At 66.1% G+C, this 19,474-nt stretch carries 22 protein-coding genes; 7 read left to right on the top strand and 15 right to left on the bottom strand.

What is annotated here, in order from left to right; all coding sequences use genetic code 11:
• Positions 1–1,224: hypothetical protein (locus DPV74_RS27260; protein WP_240440023.1), on the top strand; the 1,224-nt coding region annotated here is incomplete at its 5' end.
• Here the strand turns inward: DPV74_RS27260 and DPV74_RS27255 are convergent.
• On the bottom strand, positions 1,204–1,746 hold the full coding sequence (locus DPV74_RS27255; RefSeq protein WP_027786990.1) for a peptidylprolyl isomerase: 543 nt from the start codon (positions 1,744–1,746) through the stop codon (positions 1,204–1,206). The genes DPV74_RS27260 and DPV74_RS27255 overlap by 21 nt on opposite strands.
• A gap of 32 nt (positions 1,747–1,778) precedes the next feature.
• Here DPV74_RS27255 and DPV74_RS27250 point away from each other — a divergent pair, with 32 nt between their 5' ends.
• Genes DPV74_RS27250 through DPV74_RS27245 form a run of 3 tightly spaced genes read left to right on the top strand, consistent with a single transcriptional unit; the run spans position 1,779 to position 3,494 of the window.
• Positions 1,779–2,999, top strand: a complete 1,221-nt coding sequence (locus tag DPV74_RS27250) for a cupin domain-containing protein (RefSeq protein WP_027786989.1) — start codon at positions 1,779–1,781, stop codon at positions 2,997–2,999.
• A gap of 56 nt (positions 3,000–3,055) precedes the next feature.
• The gene (locus DPV74_RS41980) at positions 3,056–3,301 is read left to right on the top strand and encodes a hypothetical protein (RefSeq protein WP_075122947.1); all 246 of its coding nucleotides are present in this window, start codon (positions 3,056–3,058) and stop codon (positions 3,299–3,301) included.
• Positions 3,231–3,494, top strand: a complete 264-nt coding sequence (locus tag DPV74_RS27245) for a hypothetical protein (protein ID WP_034195863.1) — start codon at positions 3,231–3,233, stop codon at positions 3,492–3,494. The genes DPV74_RS41980 and DPV74_RS27245 overlap by 71 nt, the downstream gene beginning before the upstream one ends.
• 112 nt (positions 3,495–3,606) lie before the next feature.
• Here the strand turns inward: DPV74_RS27245 and DPV74_RS27240 are convergent, their stop codons facing one another.
• The 10 genes from DPV74_RS27240 to DPV74_RS27195 all read right to left on the bottom strand — a co-directional run bounded on the left by DPV74_RS27240 (position 3,607) and on the right by DPV74_RS27195 (position 12,685).
• On the bottom strand, positions 3,607–4,383 hold the full coding sequence (locus DPV74_RS27240; RefSeq protein WP_059699095.1) for an MBL fold metallo-hydrolase: 777 nt from the start codon (positions 4,381–4,383) through the stop codon (positions 3,607–3,609).
• Positions 4,384–4,387: 4 nt separating this feature from the next.
• Positions 4,388–5,533, bottom strand: coding sequence for an outer membrane protein assembly factor BamC (gene bamC / locus DPV74_RS27235; protein ID WP_027786987.1), 1,146 nt, complete (start codon positions 5,531–5,533; stop codon positions 4,388–4,390).
• 111 nt (positions 5,534–5,644) lie between these two features.
• On the bottom strand, positions 5,645–6,550 hold the full coding sequence (gene dapA, locus DPV74_RS27230) for a 4-hydroxy-tetrahydrodipicolinate synthase (protein WP_021162674.1): 906 nt from the start codon (positions 6,548–6,550) through the stop codon (positions 5,645–5,647).
• A gap of 48 nt (positions 6,551–6,598) precedes the next feature.
• Entirely contained in the window at positions 6,599–7,201 is a 603-nt protein-coding gene (locus DPV74_RS27225; protein WP_059554211.1) for a bifunctional 2-polyprenyl-6-hydroxyphenol methylase/3-demethylubiquinol 3-O-methyltransferase UbiG, read from the bottom strand.
• An 8-nt stretch (positions 7,202–7,209) separates the two neighbouring features.
• Positions 7,210–8,412 carry a tryptophan--tRNA ligase gene (locus DPV74_RS27220; protein ID WP_011352534.1) on the bottom strand — a complete coding sequence of 401 codons (1,203 nt, stop codon included), beginning with the start codon at positions 8,410–8,412 and terminating at the stop codon, positions 7,210–7,212.
• Between the two features lie 8 nt (positions 8,413–8,420).
• The gene (locus DPV74_RS27215; RefSeq protein WP_027786984.1) at positions 8,421–9,083 is read right to left on the bottom strand and encodes a site-2 protease family protein; all 663 of its coding nucleotides are present in this window, start codon (positions 9,081–9,083) and stop codon (positions 8,421–8,423) included.
• A 49-nt stretch (positions 9,084–9,132) separates the two neighbouring features.
• The gene (locus DPV74_RS27210; RefSeq protein WP_021157697.1) at positions 9,133–9,765 is read right to left on the bottom strand and encodes an L-threonylcarbamoyladenylate synthase; all 633 of its coding nucleotides are present in this window, start codon (positions 9,763–9,765) and stop codon (positions 9,133–9,135) included.
• 82 nt (positions 9,766–9,847) lie between these two features.
• On the bottom strand, positions 9,848–10,678 hold the full coding sequence (locus DPV74_RS27205) for a 3',5'-nucleoside bisphosphate phosphatase (protein WP_027786983.1): 831 nt from the start codon (positions 10,676–10,678) through the stop codon (positions 9,848–9,850).
• 82 nt (positions 10,679–10,760) lie between these two features.
• Entirely contained in the window at positions 10,761–11,651 is an 891-nt protein-coding gene (locus tag DPV74_RS27200; RefSeq protein ID WP_060084349.1) for an alpha/beta fold hydrolase, read from the bottom strand.
• 176 nt (positions 11,652–11,827) lie between these two features.
• On the bottom strand, positions 11,828–12,685 hold the full coding sequence (locus DPV74_RS27195) for a ferritin-like domain-containing protein (protein WP_060311922.1): 858 nt from the start codon (positions 12,683–12,685) through the stop codon (positions 11,828–11,830).
• 149 nt (positions 12,686–12,834) lie between these two features.
• On the opposite strand from DPV74_RS27195, the gene DPV74_RS27190 reads away from it, so the two are divergent.
• From DPV74_RS27190 to DPV74_RS27180, 3 genes are all read left to right on the top strand, one after another.
• The gene (locus tag DPV74_RS27190) at positions 12,835–13,359 is read left to right on the top strand and encodes a gamma carbonic anhydrase family protein (RefSeq protein ID WP_021157692.1); all 525 of its coding nucleotides are present in this window, start codon (positions 12,835–12,837) and stop codon (positions 13,357–13,359) included.
• 25 nt (positions 13,360–13,384) lie between these two features.
• Positions 13,385–14,335: an Hsp33 family molecular chaperone HslO gene (hslO, locus tag DPV74_RS27185; protein WP_119338312.1), complete on the top strand. Its 951-nt coding sequence runs from the start codon at positions 13,385–13,387 to the stop codon at positions 14,333–14,335.
• A 134-nt stretch (positions 14,336–14,469) separates the two neighbouring features.
• Positions 14,470–14,832: a hypothetical protein gene (locus DPV74_RS27180; protein ID WP_119338311.1), complete on the top strand. Its 363-nt coding sequence runs from the start codon at positions 14,470–14,472 to the stop codon at positions 14,830–14,832.
• 89 nt (positions 14,833–14,921) lie between these two features.
• On the opposite strand, the gene ftsB is transcribed toward DPV74_RS27180, so the two are convergent.
• The 4 genes from ftsB to DPV74_RS27160 all read right to left on the bottom strand — a co-directional run bounded on the left by ftsB (position 14,922) and on the right by DPV74_RS27160 (position 19,328).
• The gene (gene ftsB / locus DPV74_RS27175; RefSeq protein WP_027786978.1) at positions 14,922–15,347 is read right to left on the bottom strand and encodes a cell division protein FtsB; all 426 of its coding nucleotides are present in this window, start codon (positions 15,345–15,347) and stop codon (positions 14,922–14,924) included.
• Between the two features lie 81 nt (positions 15,348–15,428).
• Complete coding sequence (gene eno / locus DPV74_RS27170) at positions 15,429–16,712, bottom strand: phosphopyruvate hydratase (protein WP_011352544.1); 1,284 nt, start codon at positions 16,710–16,712, stop codon at positions 15,429–15,431.
• A 106-nt stretch (positions 16,713–16,818) separates the two neighbouring features.
• Positions 16,819–17,673 (bottom strand): 3-deoxy-8-phosphooctulonate synthase, encoded by an 855-nt coding sequence (gene kdsA / locus DPV74_RS27165; RefSeq protein ID WP_060084351.1) that lies wholly within the window; start codon positions 17,671–17,673, stop codon positions 16,819–16,821.
• Positions 17,670–19,328, bottom strand: a complete 1,659-nt coding sequence (locus tag DPV74_RS27160; protein ID WP_021157687.1) for a CTP synthase — start codon at positions 19,326–19,328, stop codon at positions 17,670–17,672. The genes kdsA and DPV74_RS27160 overlap by 4 nt, the downstream gene beginning before the upstream one ends.
• Positions 19,329–19,474: the final 146 nt, after the last annotated feature.

The raw sequence follows: 19,474 nt of genomic DNA, 5'->3' as shown, positions 1-19,474 counted from the left end.
GCCGCCGCCGCGCTCGTCGCGGCGGTGCTCGCGCTCGCCCAGGCCGCCGCGCTGGCTGCGCCGCCGAAGCGCAGCACCGCGCCCTACTCGTTCGCGGTCGTGTCGGGCGTGATCAACACTCCTGCGGACGAACCGGCCGCCCAGCGGCTGCTCGATGCGATCGCGCGCGAGCGCAACCTCGCGTTCGTGGTCTATGCGGGCGATCTCAAGGGTTCGAAGGAAGCGTGCCGCGATGCACTGTACTCGCAGCGCGGCGCGATCCTGGATGCGGCACGCGTGCCGCTCGTATTCGTTCCCGGTCACGACGACTGGGCAACGTGCAACACCGTGGCCGGCGGTAGCTACGATCCGGTCGAGCGGCTCGACTTCCTGCGGCAGACGCTGCTCGCCGATTCGGCACTGCCCGACCCCGGCGCGCTGCCGATCACGCGGGAAAGCGAAGTCGCACGGTTCCGACCGTATCGGGAGAATGCACGCTGGATGCGCGACGACATCGTCTACGTCGCACTCAACGCGCCGGCGCCGAACAACCATTACCTGACGGCCGGCGGCCGCAACGGCGAATTCGAGGACCGCATCATCGCGAACGGTTTCTGGATCGACCACGCGGCCGAATACGCGAAGCGGCGCGAGGCGCGTGCGATGGTGGTGATATTCGAAGGCGATCCGCAGTTCGAGCGCTATGAACGCGCGGAACGCTTCGCATGGCTGCGTTTCAACCGGCCGCGCGTGCGGGACGGCTTCCGCGAGTTGAAACGAACGCTGGTGAAGGCGGCGGCGACGTTCCGCGGCCCGATACTCGTGATGCACGCGAGCAGCGAAGCGCTGGCGAACGGCTTTCTGATCGACCGCCCGCTGCGTGCGGACGACGGTGAACTGGTCGGTAACGTGACGCGCGTTGCGATCGGACCGCGTCATCCGGCGAATCAGTGGGTCAAGGTGAGCGTGTCGCCGGCACGGCAGACGATCTTCAACGTGAGCCTGCAGGAAGTACCGAAGAACCTGCCGGTGCCGCCCGCGCTGCCGCTCGTGCCCCGTGACGACGTCCCGCTGCCGCAGATGCCGGAAATCCCTGCATTGCCGGCGCTACCTGACTCATCGTCGGTCGCGCCGCCGCTGCAGGGCGACGGCACCGCCCCGGGCGGCGCGTCGTGGCCCGTGCCAACCCCAGCGTCGGGGCCGGCGCCCGGCCTGCCTGCAAGCTCAGTGCAGGGTGCGCCCTGACGGCGCTTCGCCGTCTTCGTCTTCGTCCTCGTCGACGATCTCGAGCCCTTCAGCGCCATGTGCGTGCTCATGCTCGATTTCGTCTTCGGTGGCTTCGCGAACGTCCTTCACGGTCAGCGCGAAACGCAGCGCCATGCCTGCCAGCGGGTGGTTGCCGTCGAGCACGACCTTGTCTTCGGCGATGTCGGTGACCGTATAGATCAGCGAATCGACTTCCTCGTCGCCGTCTTCCGGCGTGCCTTCGAACTGCATGCCCACTTCGAGCGGCTCGGGAAAACGATCGCGCGGCTCGATCTTCACGAGTTCGGGATCGTAGTCGCCGAACGCGTCCTGCGGCTCGAGCTGGACCTGTGCCTCGTAGCCCGGCTCGTGGCCGTCGAGCTGTTCCTCGATCTTGGGGAACGTGCCATCATAGCCGCCGTGCAGATAAACCATCGGCTCGTCGCTTTCCTCGATCAGATTGCCCTGTGCATCCGACAGCTTGTAAGTGACCGACACGACGGTGTTTTTTGCGATTTTCATCCAATTCTCCCAAATACAAGTCTCATTATACGATGCGCAACCGGTCTCAAGCCGAACCGCGGGATGCCGCTGCCGCCCCGCTCGGCGCGCCGCCCTCCGATCTTCCCACACCGCTGCTCGGCGGTCTTACGCCGACGCAATTCATGCGCGGCTACTGGCAGAAGAAGCCGCTCCTGATCCGCCAGGCGATCCCCGGCGTCGCGTCGCCGGTCTCGCGCGACGCGCTGTTCGAGCTCGCCACGGACTATGACGCGGAATCGCGACTGATCACCCATTTTCGTAACAAGTGGCAACTGGCTCACGGCCCGTTCGAACCGGGCTCGCTGCCGGCCGTCACGCGCAAGGCCTGGACCCTGCTCGTACAAGGGCTCGACCTGCACGTCGACGCGGCGCGCGCGCTGCTCGACCGCTTCCGCTTCATCCCCGACGCGCGGCTGGACGACCTGATGATCTCGTACGCGACGGACGGCGGCGGCGTCGGCCCGCATTTCGATTCATACGACGTCTTCCTGCTGCAGGTCGAGGGCCGGCGCCGCTGGCGCGTCGGCGCGCAGAAGGACCTGTCACTGCAGCCGGACGTGCCGCTGAAGATCCTCGAAAACTTCGAGCCGAGCGACGAATGGGTGCTGGAACCCGGCGACATGCTGTACCTGCCGCCGCACATCGCGCACGACGGCGTGGCCGAAGGCGAATGCATGACCTGCTCGATCGGCTTCCGGGCGCCGTCCGCAGGCGAACTGGGCGCCCAGTTCCTGTACTATCTCGCGGAACGTGGCGGCCTGCGGGACGGGTGCGGCGACGACCTCTACCGCGACCCGAAGCAGCCGGCCGTCGACACGCCCGCGCAACTGCCTCCGGCGATGGTCGAGCGCGTTGCCGAGATCGTCGACGCGATTCGCTGGCGCAAGCGCGACGTCGCAGAGTTTCTCGGCTGCTACCTGAGCGAGCCCAAACCGAACGTCGTTTTCGACCCGCCCGCGCGCCCGCTGTCCGAAGCCGCGTTCGTCACGCAAGCGTCACGTCGTGGCGTGTGTCTCGACAGAAGGGCCGCATTGATGTATAACGCGCGCTCGTACTTCATTAATGGCGAGGAAGGACCGCTCGAGCAAGCCAGCGAATGGCTGCCCGAACTGGCCAATCAACGCCAGATGGAGGCGAAACGGTTTGTAACACTATCCCGGGCTCCCTCAATGACAGCTTTATTGCACGAGTGGTATCGTGCGGGCTGGATACGGGTCGGAAACCGGAATTAGTGTGAGTCGCCCCGTATGCCCGTACAGATCAAATTCTGTATGGGAAAGACAACGTATTGACCCCGCATTTGTCGACGGTCGATAGGAAAGTGCATATAATTTCCGCCCAAGCCGTAGGGAAGATTCACGCTCTAGAAGTGCATCTCCACCAGCGGCCCAGGTCGGTGTTGGAGCACATTACCGGTATTGTTTCGCGCTGTTGCTTACCTTTAACCATAAAAGGACGTGATCATGAAGAAATCCCTCCTCGTAGCTTCCCTGTTGGCTGCTGTTGCACTGGCTGCTTGCAACAAGAGCGCTGATCAAGCTGCTTCGTCGGCTGCAAGCGACGCGGCTGCTGCTGCTTCGACGGCTGCTTCGGCAGTTGCTGGTGCAGCGAGCGACGCTGCTGCCGCTGCTTCGTCGGCAACGGCTGCTGCGAGCGACGCTGCTGCTGCAGTGGCGTCGGCTGCTTCGGCAGCGACGGCTGCTCCGGCTTCGGGCGCAAGCCAGTAAGCCTCAGCGTCAGCTGAAAAAAACCGGCCCGAGGGCCGGTTTTTTTACGTCTGCCGTTTTCGCGTCTGTCGCCCGGCAGTCGTACCGGGCCGCCGCAACGGCCCTGCCCCGCTCATTCGAGCGCCAGCCAGTCGAAGCCCGCGTCCTGCGTGGCCACGATCACGTCCTCCCCGTTCGTCCCCAGTACGCCGCCAAACGCCTGGCGGACCAGTTCCGGCAGGTTGTTCTGCTGGCTCAGGTGCGCCCCGACCAGGTGCCGAAGGCGGCTGCGCTCAAGCGATGCGAGGATGGCCGCCGCCGCGTCGTTGCTCAGGTGGCCGTGGTTGCCGCCGATGCGCGCCTTCAGCGACTGCGGATAGCGGCTCGCGGCCAGCATTGCGGTGTCGTGGTTGGATTCGAGCACCAGCGCGTCACAACCGCTCAGTACCGTCGTGATGTGCGGCGTGGCCATGCCGACGTCCGTCAGCACGCCGAGCCGGCTGCAGCCGTCCATAAAGACGAACTGGAGCGGCTCGCGCGCGTCGTGAGGGACCGTATAGGGCATCACGGCCAGATCGCGAATCGCGGCCGTCTCGTCGCCCCACAGCACGTGGAGGTCGACATCGGCCTCGTCCGCGCCGACCGCGCGCGCGGTGCCCCAGCTCATGTAGAGCGGCAGCGACGCCCGGCGGGCGAGCGTCAGCGCACTGCCGACGTGGTCGCTGTGTTCGTGGGTAATCAGGATCGCATCGAGATCGCCGATGCAGAGATTCAGACGGCCGAGCCGACGCTCGACCTCCTTGGCGGAAAAGCCGCAGTCGAGCAGCACGCGGGTGGTCGTCGTGCCGCTCGAGGCCTCGACGACCAGCGCGTTGCCTTCGCTGCCGCTTCCGAGGCTGGCGAATCGCACGCGCTCAGTTCAGCTGCGCGTGGAGCAGCGAAATGATCCGCTGCGCGTCCGACGAGTTGTCGACCTGACCGTTTGCGCCGATCACCGCGACCTGCGTGCCGCCGTTGCCTTGCGCACGCACGTTGACCAGGAATTCCTTGCCCGGCTTCGCGGCCGCCGGGCCGCCGTAGAACAGCTTGCCGAACAGGCCGTCACGCTTCAGCTCTTCCATGGAATTCGCATAGCGCACGGTGTACACGCCCTTCTCGCGGTCGCGATTGTCGACCGTGAAGTTGGTCCGGTCGAGCGCCAGACCCACTCGCAGCCACGCACGGTCGAACGACTCGGCCAGCTGCAGCGTTGCCGCGCCGTTGCTCGCGTCGCTGACCTGCGCCGGCGCCGTCGCGGGGCGTGCATCGGTCAGCAGCTGCTTCGCCTGCGCATCGGTCAGGCCGAACTTCTGCATCAACTTCGACAGGAACACGGCTTCCAGCACCGGGTTGCGCGGACGCTCCTCCCAGCGCGACGACGTGCCGCCCTGCGGGCCGACCATCATTTCTTCCATCGCGCTGTGCGTGATCGAGATGTCGGTGTTGCCGTCCGACGTGCGGTTCACGAGCGTACGGAAGCGGTCGCGCGTACCGGACGAGTATGCGAAATCGATGACCTTGCCGATCGTGCGACGGAACCAGTCGTCAGGAATGTTCGCGCGGTTTTCGGCCCAGTCGGTGGCCATGATGCCCGTCGACGGCGCGTCGGTCTTCAGCGAGAAGCCGTTCTCCTGCCAGAACTCCTTCAGGATCGGCCACAGCTGCTCGGGCGTCCGGCCATCGACGACGAGCCAGCGGCGATCGCCGTCGCGCTCGATGTGCATGCCGAACGGATCCTGCGCGCTCGGAATGCCGTCGGTCGCGTTGCCGGCCTGGGTCGTGGCCCGCGGCGGCAGCGTGCCGAGGCCGGCGTTGCTCGGCGGCGCGACGAACTGCTGCGTCGTCGGCACCGGCTTCAGGTCGCTCGGCACCGCGAGCGGCGGCGCCGAACCGGTGTTCTTGTAGTTGACCCGGTCGGGGGCCAGATAGTCGTTCAGCGTATCGCAGCCGGCGAGCGCGCCCAGCGCCAGCGCCACCACCGACATCTGGATGGCGCGAGAGGAAAAGGCGAAACGTTTCATGAAATCCTTCGTCTTGCTAGAACGCTCGTCAGGAGCGGCGCCGGACGGAGCCGGCCGGTGCGGGTTGATCAGGGTACGAGCCGGCGGCCGCAGGACGCGGCCGCCTCGGCATCAGGCGAGGACGCCGGCCTCGACGAGGGCCGAACGCACGGCATCGTGGCAGCGCTCGTCGAGCGCCGTGAGCGGCAGCCGGATGCCGCCCTGCATTTTGCCCATCGCCTGCAGCGCCCACTTCACCGGAATCGGGTTCGCCTCGATGAACAGGTTCTTGTGCAGCGACAGCAGCTTCATGTGCAGTTCGCGGGCCGTCTGTACGTCGCCGGCCAGCGCCGCGCGGCACAGCTCGCTCATCGCACGCGGTGCGACGTTCGCCGTGACCGAGATGTTGCCGTGGCCGCCGAGCAGCATCAGCGCGATTGCCGTCGGATCGTCGCCGCTATAGATCGCGAAATGCTTCGGTGCAGCCTTGATCAGGTGCGCGGCGCGATCGATGTTGCCGGTCGCTTCCTTCACGCCGATGATGCCCGGGACTTCCGCGAGGCGCAGCATCGTCTCGTTCGCCATGTCCGCGACCGTGCGGCCCGGCACGTTGTACAGGATCACCGGCAGGTCGACCGCTTCGGCGATCGTCTTGAAGTGACGGTACATGCCTTCCTGCGTCGGCTTGTTGTAGTACGGCACGACCTGCAGCGTCGCGTCCGCGCCGACGGCTTTCGCGTGCTTCGTCAGCTCGATCGCCTCGGCGGTCGAGTTGCCGCCCGCGCCCGCGATGATCGGGATGCGTTTCGCCGCATGCTCGACCGCCGTGCGGATCATCAGGATGTGCTCTTCGACGTTGAGCGTTGCCGACTCGCCGCTCGTACCGACCACGACGAGCGCATCGGTGCCTTCCGCGATATGCCAGTCGATCAGTTTGCGAAACGCCGGCAGGTCGAGACTGCCGTCTTCGAGCATCGGGGTGACGATCGCGGGGATGCTGCCGCGGATTTGAATGCCGTCTTGGGTGCCGTTAGCCATGAAACGCGATTGAGGTTATGTACCGGTAAACGTTGAGATTGTAGCGGATTAGCCGGGCAGTTCGTAACGTGGAATTCCCGCCCCCGCCTTCGGGGTCGCGCCCTCGCGCACTGCGCAGAGACGCTGGACGAACGCCTCGCGCGGCGCGGCAACGAACCCGTCCTCGTACGCCACCACCCGCAGGCGGCCGTGCACGGCATCCAGTAGCTCGCCCGGGGCGAGCAGGAACGCGGGGTTGGACGGTTTACCGACCGATTCGTTTCCTTGCGCGAAGGTTTCGTAGATGAGCACGCCGCCCGGCGCCACCGCATCGAGCAGATGGGGCCAGAGCGGACGATGCAGATAATGGGTGACGATCACCGCCGAAAACTGCTCGCCGGCCGGCAATGGCCACGGCGCGCCTTCGAGATCGGCGTCACGGGCGTCGACGCCCGGAATCGCACGCAACGCGGCCAGCGCGACCGGGTCGCGGTCGAGTGCGACGACCGGATGCCCGCGCGACGCGAACCAGCGCGCATGGCGCCCGCCGCCCGCGGCGACATCCAGCACCGCGCCGCCTGCCGGCACGAGCCGCGACCATTGCGCGACCCAGCGCGACGGCTCGGCCTGGGCGACGTGGCCGCCCGCGGCGGCGATGACGGATGCGCTCATGCGGTCGATCAGTTGTACGACAGGCCCATCGCGTCGCGCACGTCGCGCATCGTTTCCGTCGCGTACTTGCGCGCCTTGTCGCAACCGTCCGCGACGATCGCGCGCAGCAGCGACGGATCGTCCATGTACTTCTGCGCACGCTCGAGCATCGGCTGCTGCTCGCGCAGGATGCCTTCGACGACCGGCTGCTTGCAATCGAGGCAGCCGATGCCCGCCGAACGACAACCCTTCTGCACCCAGTCATGCGTTGCTTCGTCCGTATAGACCTGGTGCAGCTGCCACACCGGGCACTTGTCGGGATCGCCCGGATCGGTGCGGCGCACGCGCGCGGGATCGGTCGGCATCGTGCGGACCTTCTTCGTGATCGTCTCGGCGTCTTCACGCAGGCCGATTGTGTTGCCGTACGACTTGGACATCTTCTGCCCGTCGAGACCCGGCATCCGCGATGCTTCGGTGAGGAGCGCCTGCGGCTCGACGAGGATGATCTTGCGCGCGCCTTCGAGATAGCCGAACAGGCGCTCGCGGTCGCTCATCGACAGACTCTGCGATTCCTGCAGCATCGCGCGCGCCTGTTCGAGCGCCTCGTCGTCGCCCTCCTGCTGGTATGCATTGCGCAGCTCGTGATAGAGCTTCGCGCGCTTGCCGCCGAGTTTCTTCGCGGCATCGAGCGCCTTCTCCTCGAAGCCCGGCTCGCGGCCGTACAGGTAGTTGAAGCGGCGCGCGATCTCGCGCGTCATCTCGACGTGCGGCACCTGGTCTTCACCGACCGGCACGAGCGAGCCGCGATACAGCAGGATATCGGCCGCCATCAGCACCGGGTAGCCGAGGAAGCCGTAGGTCGACAGATCCTTGTCCTTCAGCTTCTCCATCTGCTCCTTGTAGGTCGGCACGCGTTCGAGCCAGCCGAGCGGCGTGCTCATGCCGAGCAGCAGCGCGAGTTCGGCATGTTCGGGCACCTTGCTCTGGATGAACAGCGTCGCCTGGGCCGGATCGATGCCGGACGCAAGCCAGTCGATCAGCACGTCCCACACGTTCTTCTCGATGACCTCGGGAGTCTCGTAGTGCGTCGTCAGCGCATGCCAGTCGACGACGCAGAAGAAGCACGGGTACTCGGACTGCAGCTTCACCCAGTTTTTCAGCACGCCGTGGTAATGACCGAGGTGCAGCGACCCGGTGGGTCGCATGCCGGAGAAAATACGTTCAGGGAACATGATTGTCGTTAGAAAAGCGAGGCGAATGGGGACAGGATGGCGCTCAGGACGGCGTAGCCGACGTTGACGAGCGGGCGCAGCCAGAAATTCGTCAGCACGCCCGTCGCGACCAGCGCGAGGACGATGATGAAACCGTACGGCTCGATGCGCGACAGCGCGATCGATTGCTTCGTCGGCAGCAGCGCCGCCAGGATGCGGCCGCCGTCGAGCGGCGGCAGCGGAAACAGGTTCAGCACGCCCAGTACGAGGTTCGCGCTGACGCCGGCAAACGCCATCCGCGTGAAGAACGGCTCGTCGATGCCGACGGCGGGCAGCACGAGCGTCAGCACGCCCCAGATCAGCGCCTGCACGAAGTTGCAGGCCGGCCCCGCGAGCGATACCCACAGGCTGCCCCAGCGCGGATCGCGCAGGTTGCCGAACGACACCGGCACCGGCTTCGCATAGCCGAACAGAAACGCGCCGCCCGTCAGGAAATACATCGCGAGCGGAATCGCGATCGTGCCGAGCGGATCGATGTGGCGCATCGGGTTGAACGACACGCGTCCCATCATGTAGGCGGTGTTGTCGCCGAGCAGGCGGGCGGCGTAGCCGTGCGCAGCCTCGTGCAGCGTGATCGCGAAGATCACGGGCAGCGCGTAGACGGCGATGGTCTGTATCAGGGAAGCATCCATATCGCGTTATTGTAACAAGCGCACTCGCGCAAAAAATGGAACGGCGCGCTTACGGCGCCGAGAGGCCGAACGGCTCGAGCGCGCCGCGCCCCGCGCGCACGAGCTCGGGCTCGTCGCCGGTGAGATCGATCACCGTCGACGGCTCGCGCGGGCACGCGCCACCGTCGATCACGAGGTCGACCTGTTTCTCGAGCCGCGCGCGAATGTCTTCGGGATCGTTGAGCGGCTCGTCGTCCGGCGGCAGGATCAGCGTCGTGCCGAGCAGCGGCTGGCCGAGCGACTCCAGCAACGCGAGCGTGATCGCGTGATCGGGCACGCGCAACCCGATCGTCTTGCGCGACGGATGCGACAGCCGGCGCGGCACTTCCTTGGTCGCCTGCAGGATGAACACGTACGGGCCGGGCGTCACCGACTTGATCTGGCGGTACTGGCGGTTGTCGACCATCGCGAAGTTGGCGAGCTCCGACAGGTCGCGCACGAGCAGCGACAGGTGCTGCTTCTCGTCGAGGCCGCGAATCCGGCGCACCCGCTCGACCGCGTCCTTGTCGTCGAGATGGCACGCGAGCGCATAGCTCGAATCGGTCGGCATCGCGATCACGCCGCCCTTGCTGACGATCTCCACGGCCTGCTTGATCAGGCGCGGTTGCGGATTATCCGGATGAATCCTGAAGAACTGGGACATGGGGGTACGTGGGGGTACGTAAAGGAAGAGAAGTCGGATGCGCGCGCCGGCGGCGACGCGGGCGGCAGGCCACCGCCCGGTGTCAGAGCCAGCGCTCCCAGACCGGTGTCAGGTCGGGCGGCAGCGGCGGCAGGCCGCCGAGCTCGACACGGCCCTCGCCTGGCGCATGGAAATCCGAGCCGCGCGATACCTCGAAGCCGAAGCGGCGTGCGACGTCCGCGTATTCGCGGTACTGGTCGGGCGTGTGGCTGCCCGTCACGACCTCGATCGCGCGGCCGCCCAGATCGATGAACTCGCCGAAAAACGCGTCGAATTCGACGGGCGTATAGCGATAACGGCCCGGATGCGCGACCACGGCTTCACCGCCGGCCGCCCGAATCCATGCGACGGCGTCGGGCAGCGTCGCCCAACGGTGCGGGACGAACCCGGGCTTGCCGTCGCCGAGCAGGCGATCGAACACGTCGGACGTCGATTCGGCATGGCCGTTCTCGACGAGAAACCGCGCGAAATGCGTGCGGGAGATCAGGTCGGGATTCGATACGTACTTCAGCGCGCCTTCGTACGCGCCGGGAATGCCGAGCGTGGCGAGCTGCTCGCCGATCGCCAGCGCGCGCGCCGCGCGGCCGTGGCGCGTGCGATACAGGCCGTCGACGAGCACCGGATTCGCGGGATCGACGTTCAGGCCGACGATGTGCACGGTGCGCGACGCCCACGTGACCGAAATCTCGACGCCGCTCAGGTAGCGCATGCCGAGCGCTTCCGCCTCGCTACGCGCCGCCGCCTGACCGCCGATTTCGTCGTGGTCGGTCAACGCCCACAGGGTCACGCCGCCGGCATGGGCGCGGCGCGCGACGTCGGCAGGCGACAGCAACCCGTCGGAAACATTCGAATGGCAGTGGAGATCGGCGTTCATTGTCGGCATGGCAGGTAAGGCTTCATTCTACTGCAACGCGGCAATGCGCCGCCCGCCTGCCCCGCCGCTGACGCCGCGCGGCTTACGCGCAGAACGCCTCGATCAGCGCCGCGATCTGCTCAGGCTGATCGTGATGCACCATGTGGCCGGCATCCTCGACGAGCTTCTCGCGCCAGTCGGGAAACGCGTTGAAACGCGCCTTGAATTCCGGCAGCGGGATATCGCCGGCGATGTGTGCGAGCGTCGGCGAGTTGACGGCCTCGACGTGCAGCACCTTCGCACGCACCTGCGCCCAGGTAGCCATCACTTCGTCGAGCCGGTACAGCAGCGGGCCCGGCATCTTGTGAGCGGGGTCGGCCAGCAGGTGGTAGAGGCCGTCGTCGCCGCGCTTCGACCAGTGCGCGGCGAGGAACGCGGCGCGACGCGGGTCCAGCCGGGGATTGGTCCTGGTCAGGCGCGCCGCCACGTCGTCGAGTGACGCATAAGGGCGCAGCGCGGGCGGTTCGCGCAACTCGTCGAGCCAGCCGCGCAGCCGGCGCGGCGCCTGCTCGGCCCGCGCGGGCGCGAGCCCGAAACCCTCGAGATCGACCACGCGCCGCACGCGCTCCGGCCGTGCGCCGGCATACAGGCACACGACGTTCGCGCCCATGCTGTGCCCGACCAGGTTGACTTCGCCGGCCGGCGCATAGTGGTCGACGAGCGCATCGAGATCGCCCAGGTATTCGTGGAACCAGTAGTGGCCGCCACCCTGCCGCGCGACCGGCCAGTCGGACAGCCCGAAGCCGCGCGCATCGGGCGCGATCACCTGCCAGTCGCCCGCGAGCGCATCGACGACGAACTGGAACGACGCCGCGACGTCCATCCAGCCATGCAGCATGAACAGCGTCGGCGCATCGGGCCGGCCCCAGCGCCGGACATGCAGCTGGACGCCGCGCACCATGACGAAATCGGAAACAGAACTCGAGGCACTCATCGCAGCCGCTCAAAAAAGAATGGTCGTTCGATTATAGCGGCGGCGCCTTCTTTCCGGCGGCTGGCAGTCGAGGCGCCGCTCTAGCGGCGCCGGCGCGCACGGGCCGCCGGGACGCGCCATCTGCCGGGTGCCCTGGACAGCCGGCGGCGGTCGAAACGCAGCCGAACCCGAGCGGGTCAGCGCGGCGCGCTTCCGTCCGCCCCGTCCTGCGCGGCCAGTTCGTCGAGTTCGGCCTGCTCGAATCCGGCATCGCGGCGTGCGTCGAAATTGAACGGGCCGCGCAGCCGCGGGGCATGGTATTGCTCGGCGAGCTGCCGGTAGGTCGGCACGGGATCGCGGCCGGCTTCGTCGCACAGATGCCGGAACCAGCGGTTGCCGATCGCGACATGGCCGATTTCGTCGCGCAGGATCACGTCGAGGATCGCGGCCGACGCATCGTCGCCCGCCTGTACGAGCCGCGCGCGAATCGGCGGCGATGCGTCGAGCCCGCGGGCCTCGAGCGTACGCGGCACGAGCGCCATGCGCGCAAGCACGTCACCCTTGGTTCGCTCGCACATCTCCCACAGGCCGTTGTGCGCGGGAAAATCGCCGTACGCATGCCCGAATGCCGCCAGGCGGTCCGACAGCAGCGTGAAGTGGTACGCCTCCTCGGCCGCCACCTTCAGCCAGTCCGAGTAGAACGCGTTCGGCAGGCCCGCGAAGCGCCAGACGGCGTCGAGCGCGAGGTTGATCGCATTGAACTCGATATGGGCAAGCGCGTGCAGCAGCACGGCGCGCCCTTCGGGCGAACGCATGCTGCGTCGCTCGAGCTGGCGCGGCTCGACGAGCGGCGGGCGCGCCGGGCGCCCGGGCAGGTCGGCCGGCTCGGGCAATTCGAGCGATGGGGCGATCGTCGCCCGCCCGGCCAGCAGCGCATCGTGGAGCGAGCGCACCTGTGCGGCCTTGGCCGCGGGTTCTGCGTCACGCAGTGCGACAAGCGCGGCGCGGCGCACACAGGCACGCGCATCGCCGAAAGAAGAAGACTCCATGCTCATAAACGGGGACACCCTGCGCGCGCATCGCGGGAGCGCACGCACGCGACGGTTTACAATAGGCGATTGTTCCGCGGCGCAATGCGAACGCGCCGGGCAAACCGGACGCGCCATTCTACCGGCGCCCATCATCGAAGAGACAAGGAGACTCCGTGACGATCTACAAGCTGGGCGATACGGCCCCGACGATCCACGAAAGCGTATTCGTCGCCGACACGGCGGCCATCATCGGCAAGGTCGTGCTCGAGGAGAACGCGAGCGTCTGGTTCGGTGCGACGATTCGCGGCGACAACGAGACGATTACCGTCGGCGCGGGCAGCAACGTCCAGGAAGGCGCGGTACTGCATACGGACCCGGGCTTTCCGCTGACGATTGCCGAAAACGTGACGATCGGGCACCAGGCCATGCTGCACGGCTGCACGATCGGCGAAGGGTCGCTGGTCGGGATTCAGGCGGTGGTCTTGAATGGAGCGGTGATCGGCCGCAACTGTCTGGTTGGTGCCGGCGCGGTCGTGACGGAAGGCAAGACGTTCCCGGACAATTCGCTGATTCTCGGCGCACCGGCGAAAGTCGTGCGCGAGCTGACGGCGGAAGACATCGCGCGGCTGCGCACGAACGCGAAGACGTACGTCGAGCGGCGTGCGCATTTCAAGGAGCAACTCGTGCGAATCGGATGATTCGCACGGATTTCAAGGAAGAAGAGTGAGCGACCAGTTACAGAAATTCATGTTCAATGCGGCGCCCGTGCGCGGCGAGATCGTTTCGCTGCGCAATACGTGGCAGGAAGTGCTCTCCCGCCGCGACTACCCGGCCCCCGTGCGCACGGTGCTCGGCGAGATGATGGCCGCATGCGCGCTGCTGTCCGCGAACCTGAAATTCAACGGCACCCTGATCATGCAGATCTTCGGCGACGGGCCGGTCCAGATGCTGGTCGTCCAGTGCGGCTCGGATCTGTCGATGCGGGCCACCGCGAAGTTCGCCGGCGACGCTGCCCAGACGATCGGCGACGACACCAGCTTCGCATCGCTCGTCAATGCGAGCGGTCACGGCCGTTGCGTGATCACGCTCGACCCGGCCGACAAGCTGCCGGGCCAGCAGCCGTACCAGGGCATCGTGCCGCTGAACGGCGTCGACGGCCCGCTCGAATCCGTCTCGCAGGTGCTCGAGCATTACATGCATCACTCGGAGCAGCTCGACACGCGGATGTGGCTCGCGGCCGATCGCGACCGCGCAGTCGGCATGCTGCTGCAGAAGCTGCCGGGCGACGGCGGCATCGTGCCGCGCAACGCCGAAACCGATACCGATACGTGGGAACGCGTCTGCACGCTCGGCGGCACGCTGTCCGCCAAGGAACTGCTCGAGGTCGAACCGGAAGTCGTGTTCCGCCGGCTGTTCTGGCAGGAAAACGTGCAGCACTTCGAGCCGGCCGGCACGCGCTTCCAGTGCTCGTGCTCGCGCGAGAAGGTCGGTACGATGCTGCGCATGCTCGGCCGCGAAGAGGTCGACAGCGTGATCGTCGAGCGTGGCCACGTCGAGATCCATTGCGAGTTCTGCAATCAGCGCTATGAATTCGATCCGGTCGACGTCGCGCAGCTGTTCGCGGCACCCGGCGTCGAGACGGGCATCGCGCCCGCGACCGAACAGCGTCACTGAGCGGCGCCCCGATGCCCGCCGTCCGGGCACGGGCGCATAATGACGCACGAGCGTCGCACGCAAGGCTCGCGCGCCGAAGTCCCGCACTTCGGCGCAAGCCGCTTCCCGTCGTCGGCGCGCTGCAGGAGAAACACATGAATCGCCCGCTTCGTCTCCCGTTTCGAACCGTCGTCCTGACGAGCGTTGCCGCCTGCACGCTCGCGCTTGCCGGCTGCGCGATGCCGCCGCCGACTTCCACGATCCTGAGCCGCCTGCCCGAACCCGGCGCATCGGGCGGCCAGCCGCCCGCGCTGTCGAGCGCCGAACGCAAGCGCTATGACGAGATCGACCAGCAGGTGCTGCGCGAACAGAACGGCGCGATGGCAGCCGAGGCAGCCGCGCGCGCGTGGGCCTATTACTCGCCGCCGCCCGTGACCGTCTACGGCGGGTATTACGGCGGATGGGGCAATCGCTGGGGCACGGGTATCAGCTACGGCTACCCGGGATGGTGGTGGTGAGCATCCATCGCTCAGCCGATTGACTACCGGCAGGAAATAAAAAGGCGCGGCATTTCCCGCGCTTTTTCAATGGGTTCGAACGATCGAGATCAGTGATGCGCGGCCTTGCCCTTGTCGCCGCCATGATGCCGCGACGGCTTCGCGATCGACTGCGGATTCGGCACGACGCGCACCGGCGCCGCGGACACGGCGCCGCGCGTCGACGTATTCGACGGCATGTTGTTCAGCGGCGCGGCCGGCGCATTCGGCGACACGAACTGCACGAATACCTCGCCGTCCTTCACCATGCCCATCTCGTAGCGCGCGCGCTCCTCGATGGCCGCGGTGCCGCTCTGCAGATCCTGCACTTCGCCGGCGGTGCGCTCGTTGCGCAGCTTCTCGTCCGCATTCTTCTGGAGCTGGTCGTCGAGCTGCTGACGCAATTCATGCACCCGCAGCCAGCCGCCGTGTCCCCACCATAGGGGGTACTGAATGAGCGCCAGCAAGGCAATCAGGACGACAGTGACAAGCCGCATGTAAGAAACGCAGATATAAGAAGCGCCGCTCCGCGCACATGCACAGAGCGGCGTCGATATGACGAACCCGATAGTAGCGCGTTAGCGCAGGTTATAGAAAGCCGATTTACCCGGGTAGCTCGCGATGTCGCCGAGATCTTCCTCGATGCGCAGCAGCTGGTTGTACTTCGAGATACGGTCGCTGCGCGACAGCGAACCCGTCTTGATCTGACCGGCGTTCAGGCCGACCGCGATATCCGCGATCGTCGAATCTTCCGTTTCGCCCGAGCGGTGCGAGATCACGGCCGTGTAGCCTGCGCGCTTCGCCATTTCGATGGCTGCGAACGTTTCGGTCAGCGTACCGATCTGGTTGATCTTGATGAGGATCGAGTTCGCGATGCCCTTCTCGATGCCTTCCTTCAGGATGCGCGTGTTCGTGACGAACAGGTCGTCGCCGACCAGCTGCACCTTCTTGCCGAGGCGGTCGGTCAGCAGCTTCCAGCCTTCCCAGTCGCTTTCGTGCATGCCGTCCTCGATCGACACGATCGGGAACTTGTCGGCGAGCGTCGCGAGGTAGTCGGTGAATTCGGCCGACGACAGTTGCAGGCCTTCGCCCGCGAGCTGGTACTTGCCGTCGTGATAGAACTCGGATGCCGCGCAATCGAGCGCGAGCAGCACGTCTTCGCCCGCACGGTAGCCGGCCTTCTCGATCGCCTGCAGGATCGTCGACAGGCACTCGTCGTTGCTGCCGAAGTTCGGCGCGAAGCCGCCTTCGTCGCCGACTGCCGTGCTCATGCCGCGGTCGCTCAGGATCTTCTTCAGTGCGTGGAACACTTCCGCGCCGCAACGCAGGGCTTCACGGAACGTCGGCTGGCTCACCGGGACGATCATGAATTCCTGGATGTCGAGGCTGTTGTTCGCATGCGCGCCGCCGTTGACGATGTTCATCATCGGCACCGGCAGTTGCATCGCGCCCGAACCGCCGAAGTAGCGGTACAGCGGCAGGCCGGCCTCTTCGGCGGCTGCCTTCGCGACGGCCATCGACACGGCCAGCATCGCGTTCGCGCCGAGGCGCGACTTGTTGTCGGTGCCGTCCAGCTCGAGCAGCGTCTTGTCGAGGAACGCCTGTTCCGACGCGTCGAGGCCCATGATGGCTTCGGAGATTTCGGTGTTGATGTGCTCGACCGCCTTCAGCACGCCCTTGCCGTTGTAGCGGCCGGCTTCGCCGTCGCGCAGTTCGATCGCTTCACGCGAGCCGGTGGACGCGCCCGACGGCACGGCCGCGCGGCCCATCGTGCCCGATTCGAGCAGCACGTCGCATTCGACGGTGGGGTTGCCGCGCGAATCCAGAATCTCGCGGCCGATGATATCTACGATTGCACTCATGGGTTTCCTCTGAGAATGACGATGGATTCTTCAAACTGCGACGGCGCGCGCGCCTGAACCGCTTTCGCTACTGACGCGCGAAACCGTCGCAAGGTTCATTCGATCTTTAATTGAAATCGTTTTCCAGGAACGGGTGGCGCTTCACCGCCTGGTCGAGCGTGACGAGGGTCTCCAGCAGCGCGCCCATCCGGTTCAGCGGCACCGCGTTCGGGCCGTCCGATTTTGCCTCGGCCGGATTCGGGTGCGTTTCCATGAAGAGGCCCGCGACGCCCGTCGCGACTGCCGCACGGGCAAGCACCGGCACGAATTCGCGCTGGCCGCCCGAGCTCGTGCCCTGCCCGCCCGGCAACTGCACCGAGTGGGTCGCGTCGAACACGACCGGGGCGCTCGTCTCGCGCATGATCGCGAGCGAACGCATGTCCGACACGAGATTGTTGTAGCCGAACGAGACACCGCGCTCGCACGCCATGAAGCGGTCTTCCGACAGCCCCGCTTCACGTGCGGCGTCGCGCGCCTTGTCGATCACGTTCTTCATGTCGTGCGGCGCGAGGAACTGGCCCTTCTTGATGTTGACGGGCTTGCCCGAGCGCGCGCACGCCTGGATGAAATCGGTCTGGCGGCACAGGAACGCGGGCGTCTGCAGCACGTCGACGACCGACGCGACCTGCTCGATCTCGTCGATCGAATGCACGTCGGTCAGCACCGGCAGGCCGAGCTGGCGCTTCACCTCGGACAGGATCCGCAGGCCCTCGTCCATTCCGAGGCCACGAAACGACTTGCCCGAGCTGCGGTTCGCCTTGTCGTAGGACGACTTGTAGATGAACGGAACGTTCAGCTTCGCGCAGATTTCCTTCAGGCGGCCTGCCGTGTCGATCGTCATTTGCTCCGACTCGACGACGCAGGTACCCGCGATCAGGAAGAAAGGTTTGTCGAGACCGACCTCGAAATCGCACAGCTTCATGCTTGCACTCCGCGCGCTTGCTTGTTGGCGAGCGCGGCTTCGACGAACGACTTGAAGAGGGGATGACCGTCACGCGGCGTGGACGTGAATTCCGGGTGGAACTGGACGCCGACGAACCACGGGTGCATCGAACGCGGCAGCTCCATCATTTCCGGCAGATCCTCGCTCGGGGTACGGGCGCTGATGATAAGGCCGCCGGCTTCGAGCTGGGGCACGAAGCGGTTATTGACTTCATAACGGTGGCGATGGCGTTCGTTCACGTCCTTGCCATAGATTTCCTCGGCCATCGTGCCGGGCTTGATCGGGCAGCGCTGCGAACCGAGGCGCATCGTGCCGCCGAGGTCGGATTCCTCGGTGCGCGTCTCGACCTTGCCGTCGCGGTCATACCACTCGGTGATCAGCGCGACCACGCGTTCCGGCGTGTCCGGCTCGAATTCCGTGCTGTTCGCCTGCTTCAGGCCGACGACGTCGCGTGCGAATTCGATCACCGCGAGCTGCATGCCGAGGCAGATGCCGAGATACGGCACCTTGGCTTCACGCGCATAGCGGATCGCCGCGATCTTGCCTTCCGTGCCGCGACGGCCGAAACCGCCCGGCACCAGCACGGCGTCGAGGTGCTTCAGGCTGTCGACACCGTTCGACTCGATCTCTTCCGAGTCGATGTATTCGATGTTGACCTTGGTCGACGTGTGCAGCGATGCGTGGCGCAGCGCCTCGATCAGCGACTTGTACGACTCGGTCAGGTCGACGTACTTGCCGACCATGCCGATCGTCACTTCGTGCTTCGGGTTCTCGAGCTTCTCGACGAGTTCCGACCACATGCTCAGGTCGGCGTCCTTCGGCGACAGCTTCAGTTCCTCGCAGATGATCCGGTCGAGGCCCTGGTCGTGCAGCATCTGCGGAATCTTGTAGATGCTGTCGGCGTCCCACACCGAGATCACGGCGTCTTCCGGCACGTTCGAGAACATCGAGATCTTCTTCGATTCGTCGTCCGGAATGCGGCGGTCCGCACGGCACAGCAGCACGTGCGGCAGGATGCCGATCTCGCGCAGCTTCTGCACGCTGTGCTGGGTCGGCTTCGTCTTCAGCTCGCCGGCCGTCGCGACGTACGGCACCAGCGTCAGGTGCACGAAGCACGCGCTGTTGCGGCCGAGGCGCAGGCTCATCTGGCGCGCGGCTTCAAGGAACGGCAGCGATTCGATGTCGCCGACCGTGCCGCCGATCTCGACGATCGCGACATCCGGCTCGCCGCAGGTGGCCGATGCCGCCCCGCGCTCGATGAACGCCTGGATTTCGTTCGTGATGTGCGGAATCACCTGCACGGTCTTGCCGAGATAGTCGCCGCGGCGCTCCTTGCGGATCACCGATTCGTAGATCTGGCCGGTCGTGAAGTTGTTGGCCTTGCGCATCTTCGTGCTGATGAAGCGCTCATAGTGGCCGAGGTCGAGGTCGGTCTCCGCTCCGTCTTCCGTCACGAACACTTCGCCGTGCTGGAACGGGCTCATCGTGCCGGGGTCGACGTTGATGTAGGGATCGAGTTTGAGGAGGGTGACTTTCAGACCGCGCGATTCGAGGATCGCGGCGAGGGAGGCGGCGGCAATACCCTTGCCGAGGGAAGAAACTACGCCGCCGGTGACGAAAACATATTTGGTCATCGCTGAATGCTCGCGGGAAAAACGGATTATACCGTAAAGCCCGCCCTTCTCTCAGCAATTGACTCGATGATCGCACCCTTTCGCGCCGCCCCGCACCAGCCGTGGGCGCCGGGGCGAAGCCCCCCGCCGGCCGGCGCAGCCGCACG

It is taken from the genome of Burkholderia sp. HAN2018, assembly GCF_024704855.1.
Taxonomy (GTDB): Bacteria; Pseudomonadota; Gammaproteobacteria; order Burkholderiales; family Burkholderiaceae; genus Burkholderia; species Burkholderia cepacia.
The sequence above is the reverse complement of the archived record's forward strand: the minus strand, read 5'-3'. Positions and strand labels throughout refer to the sequence as shown.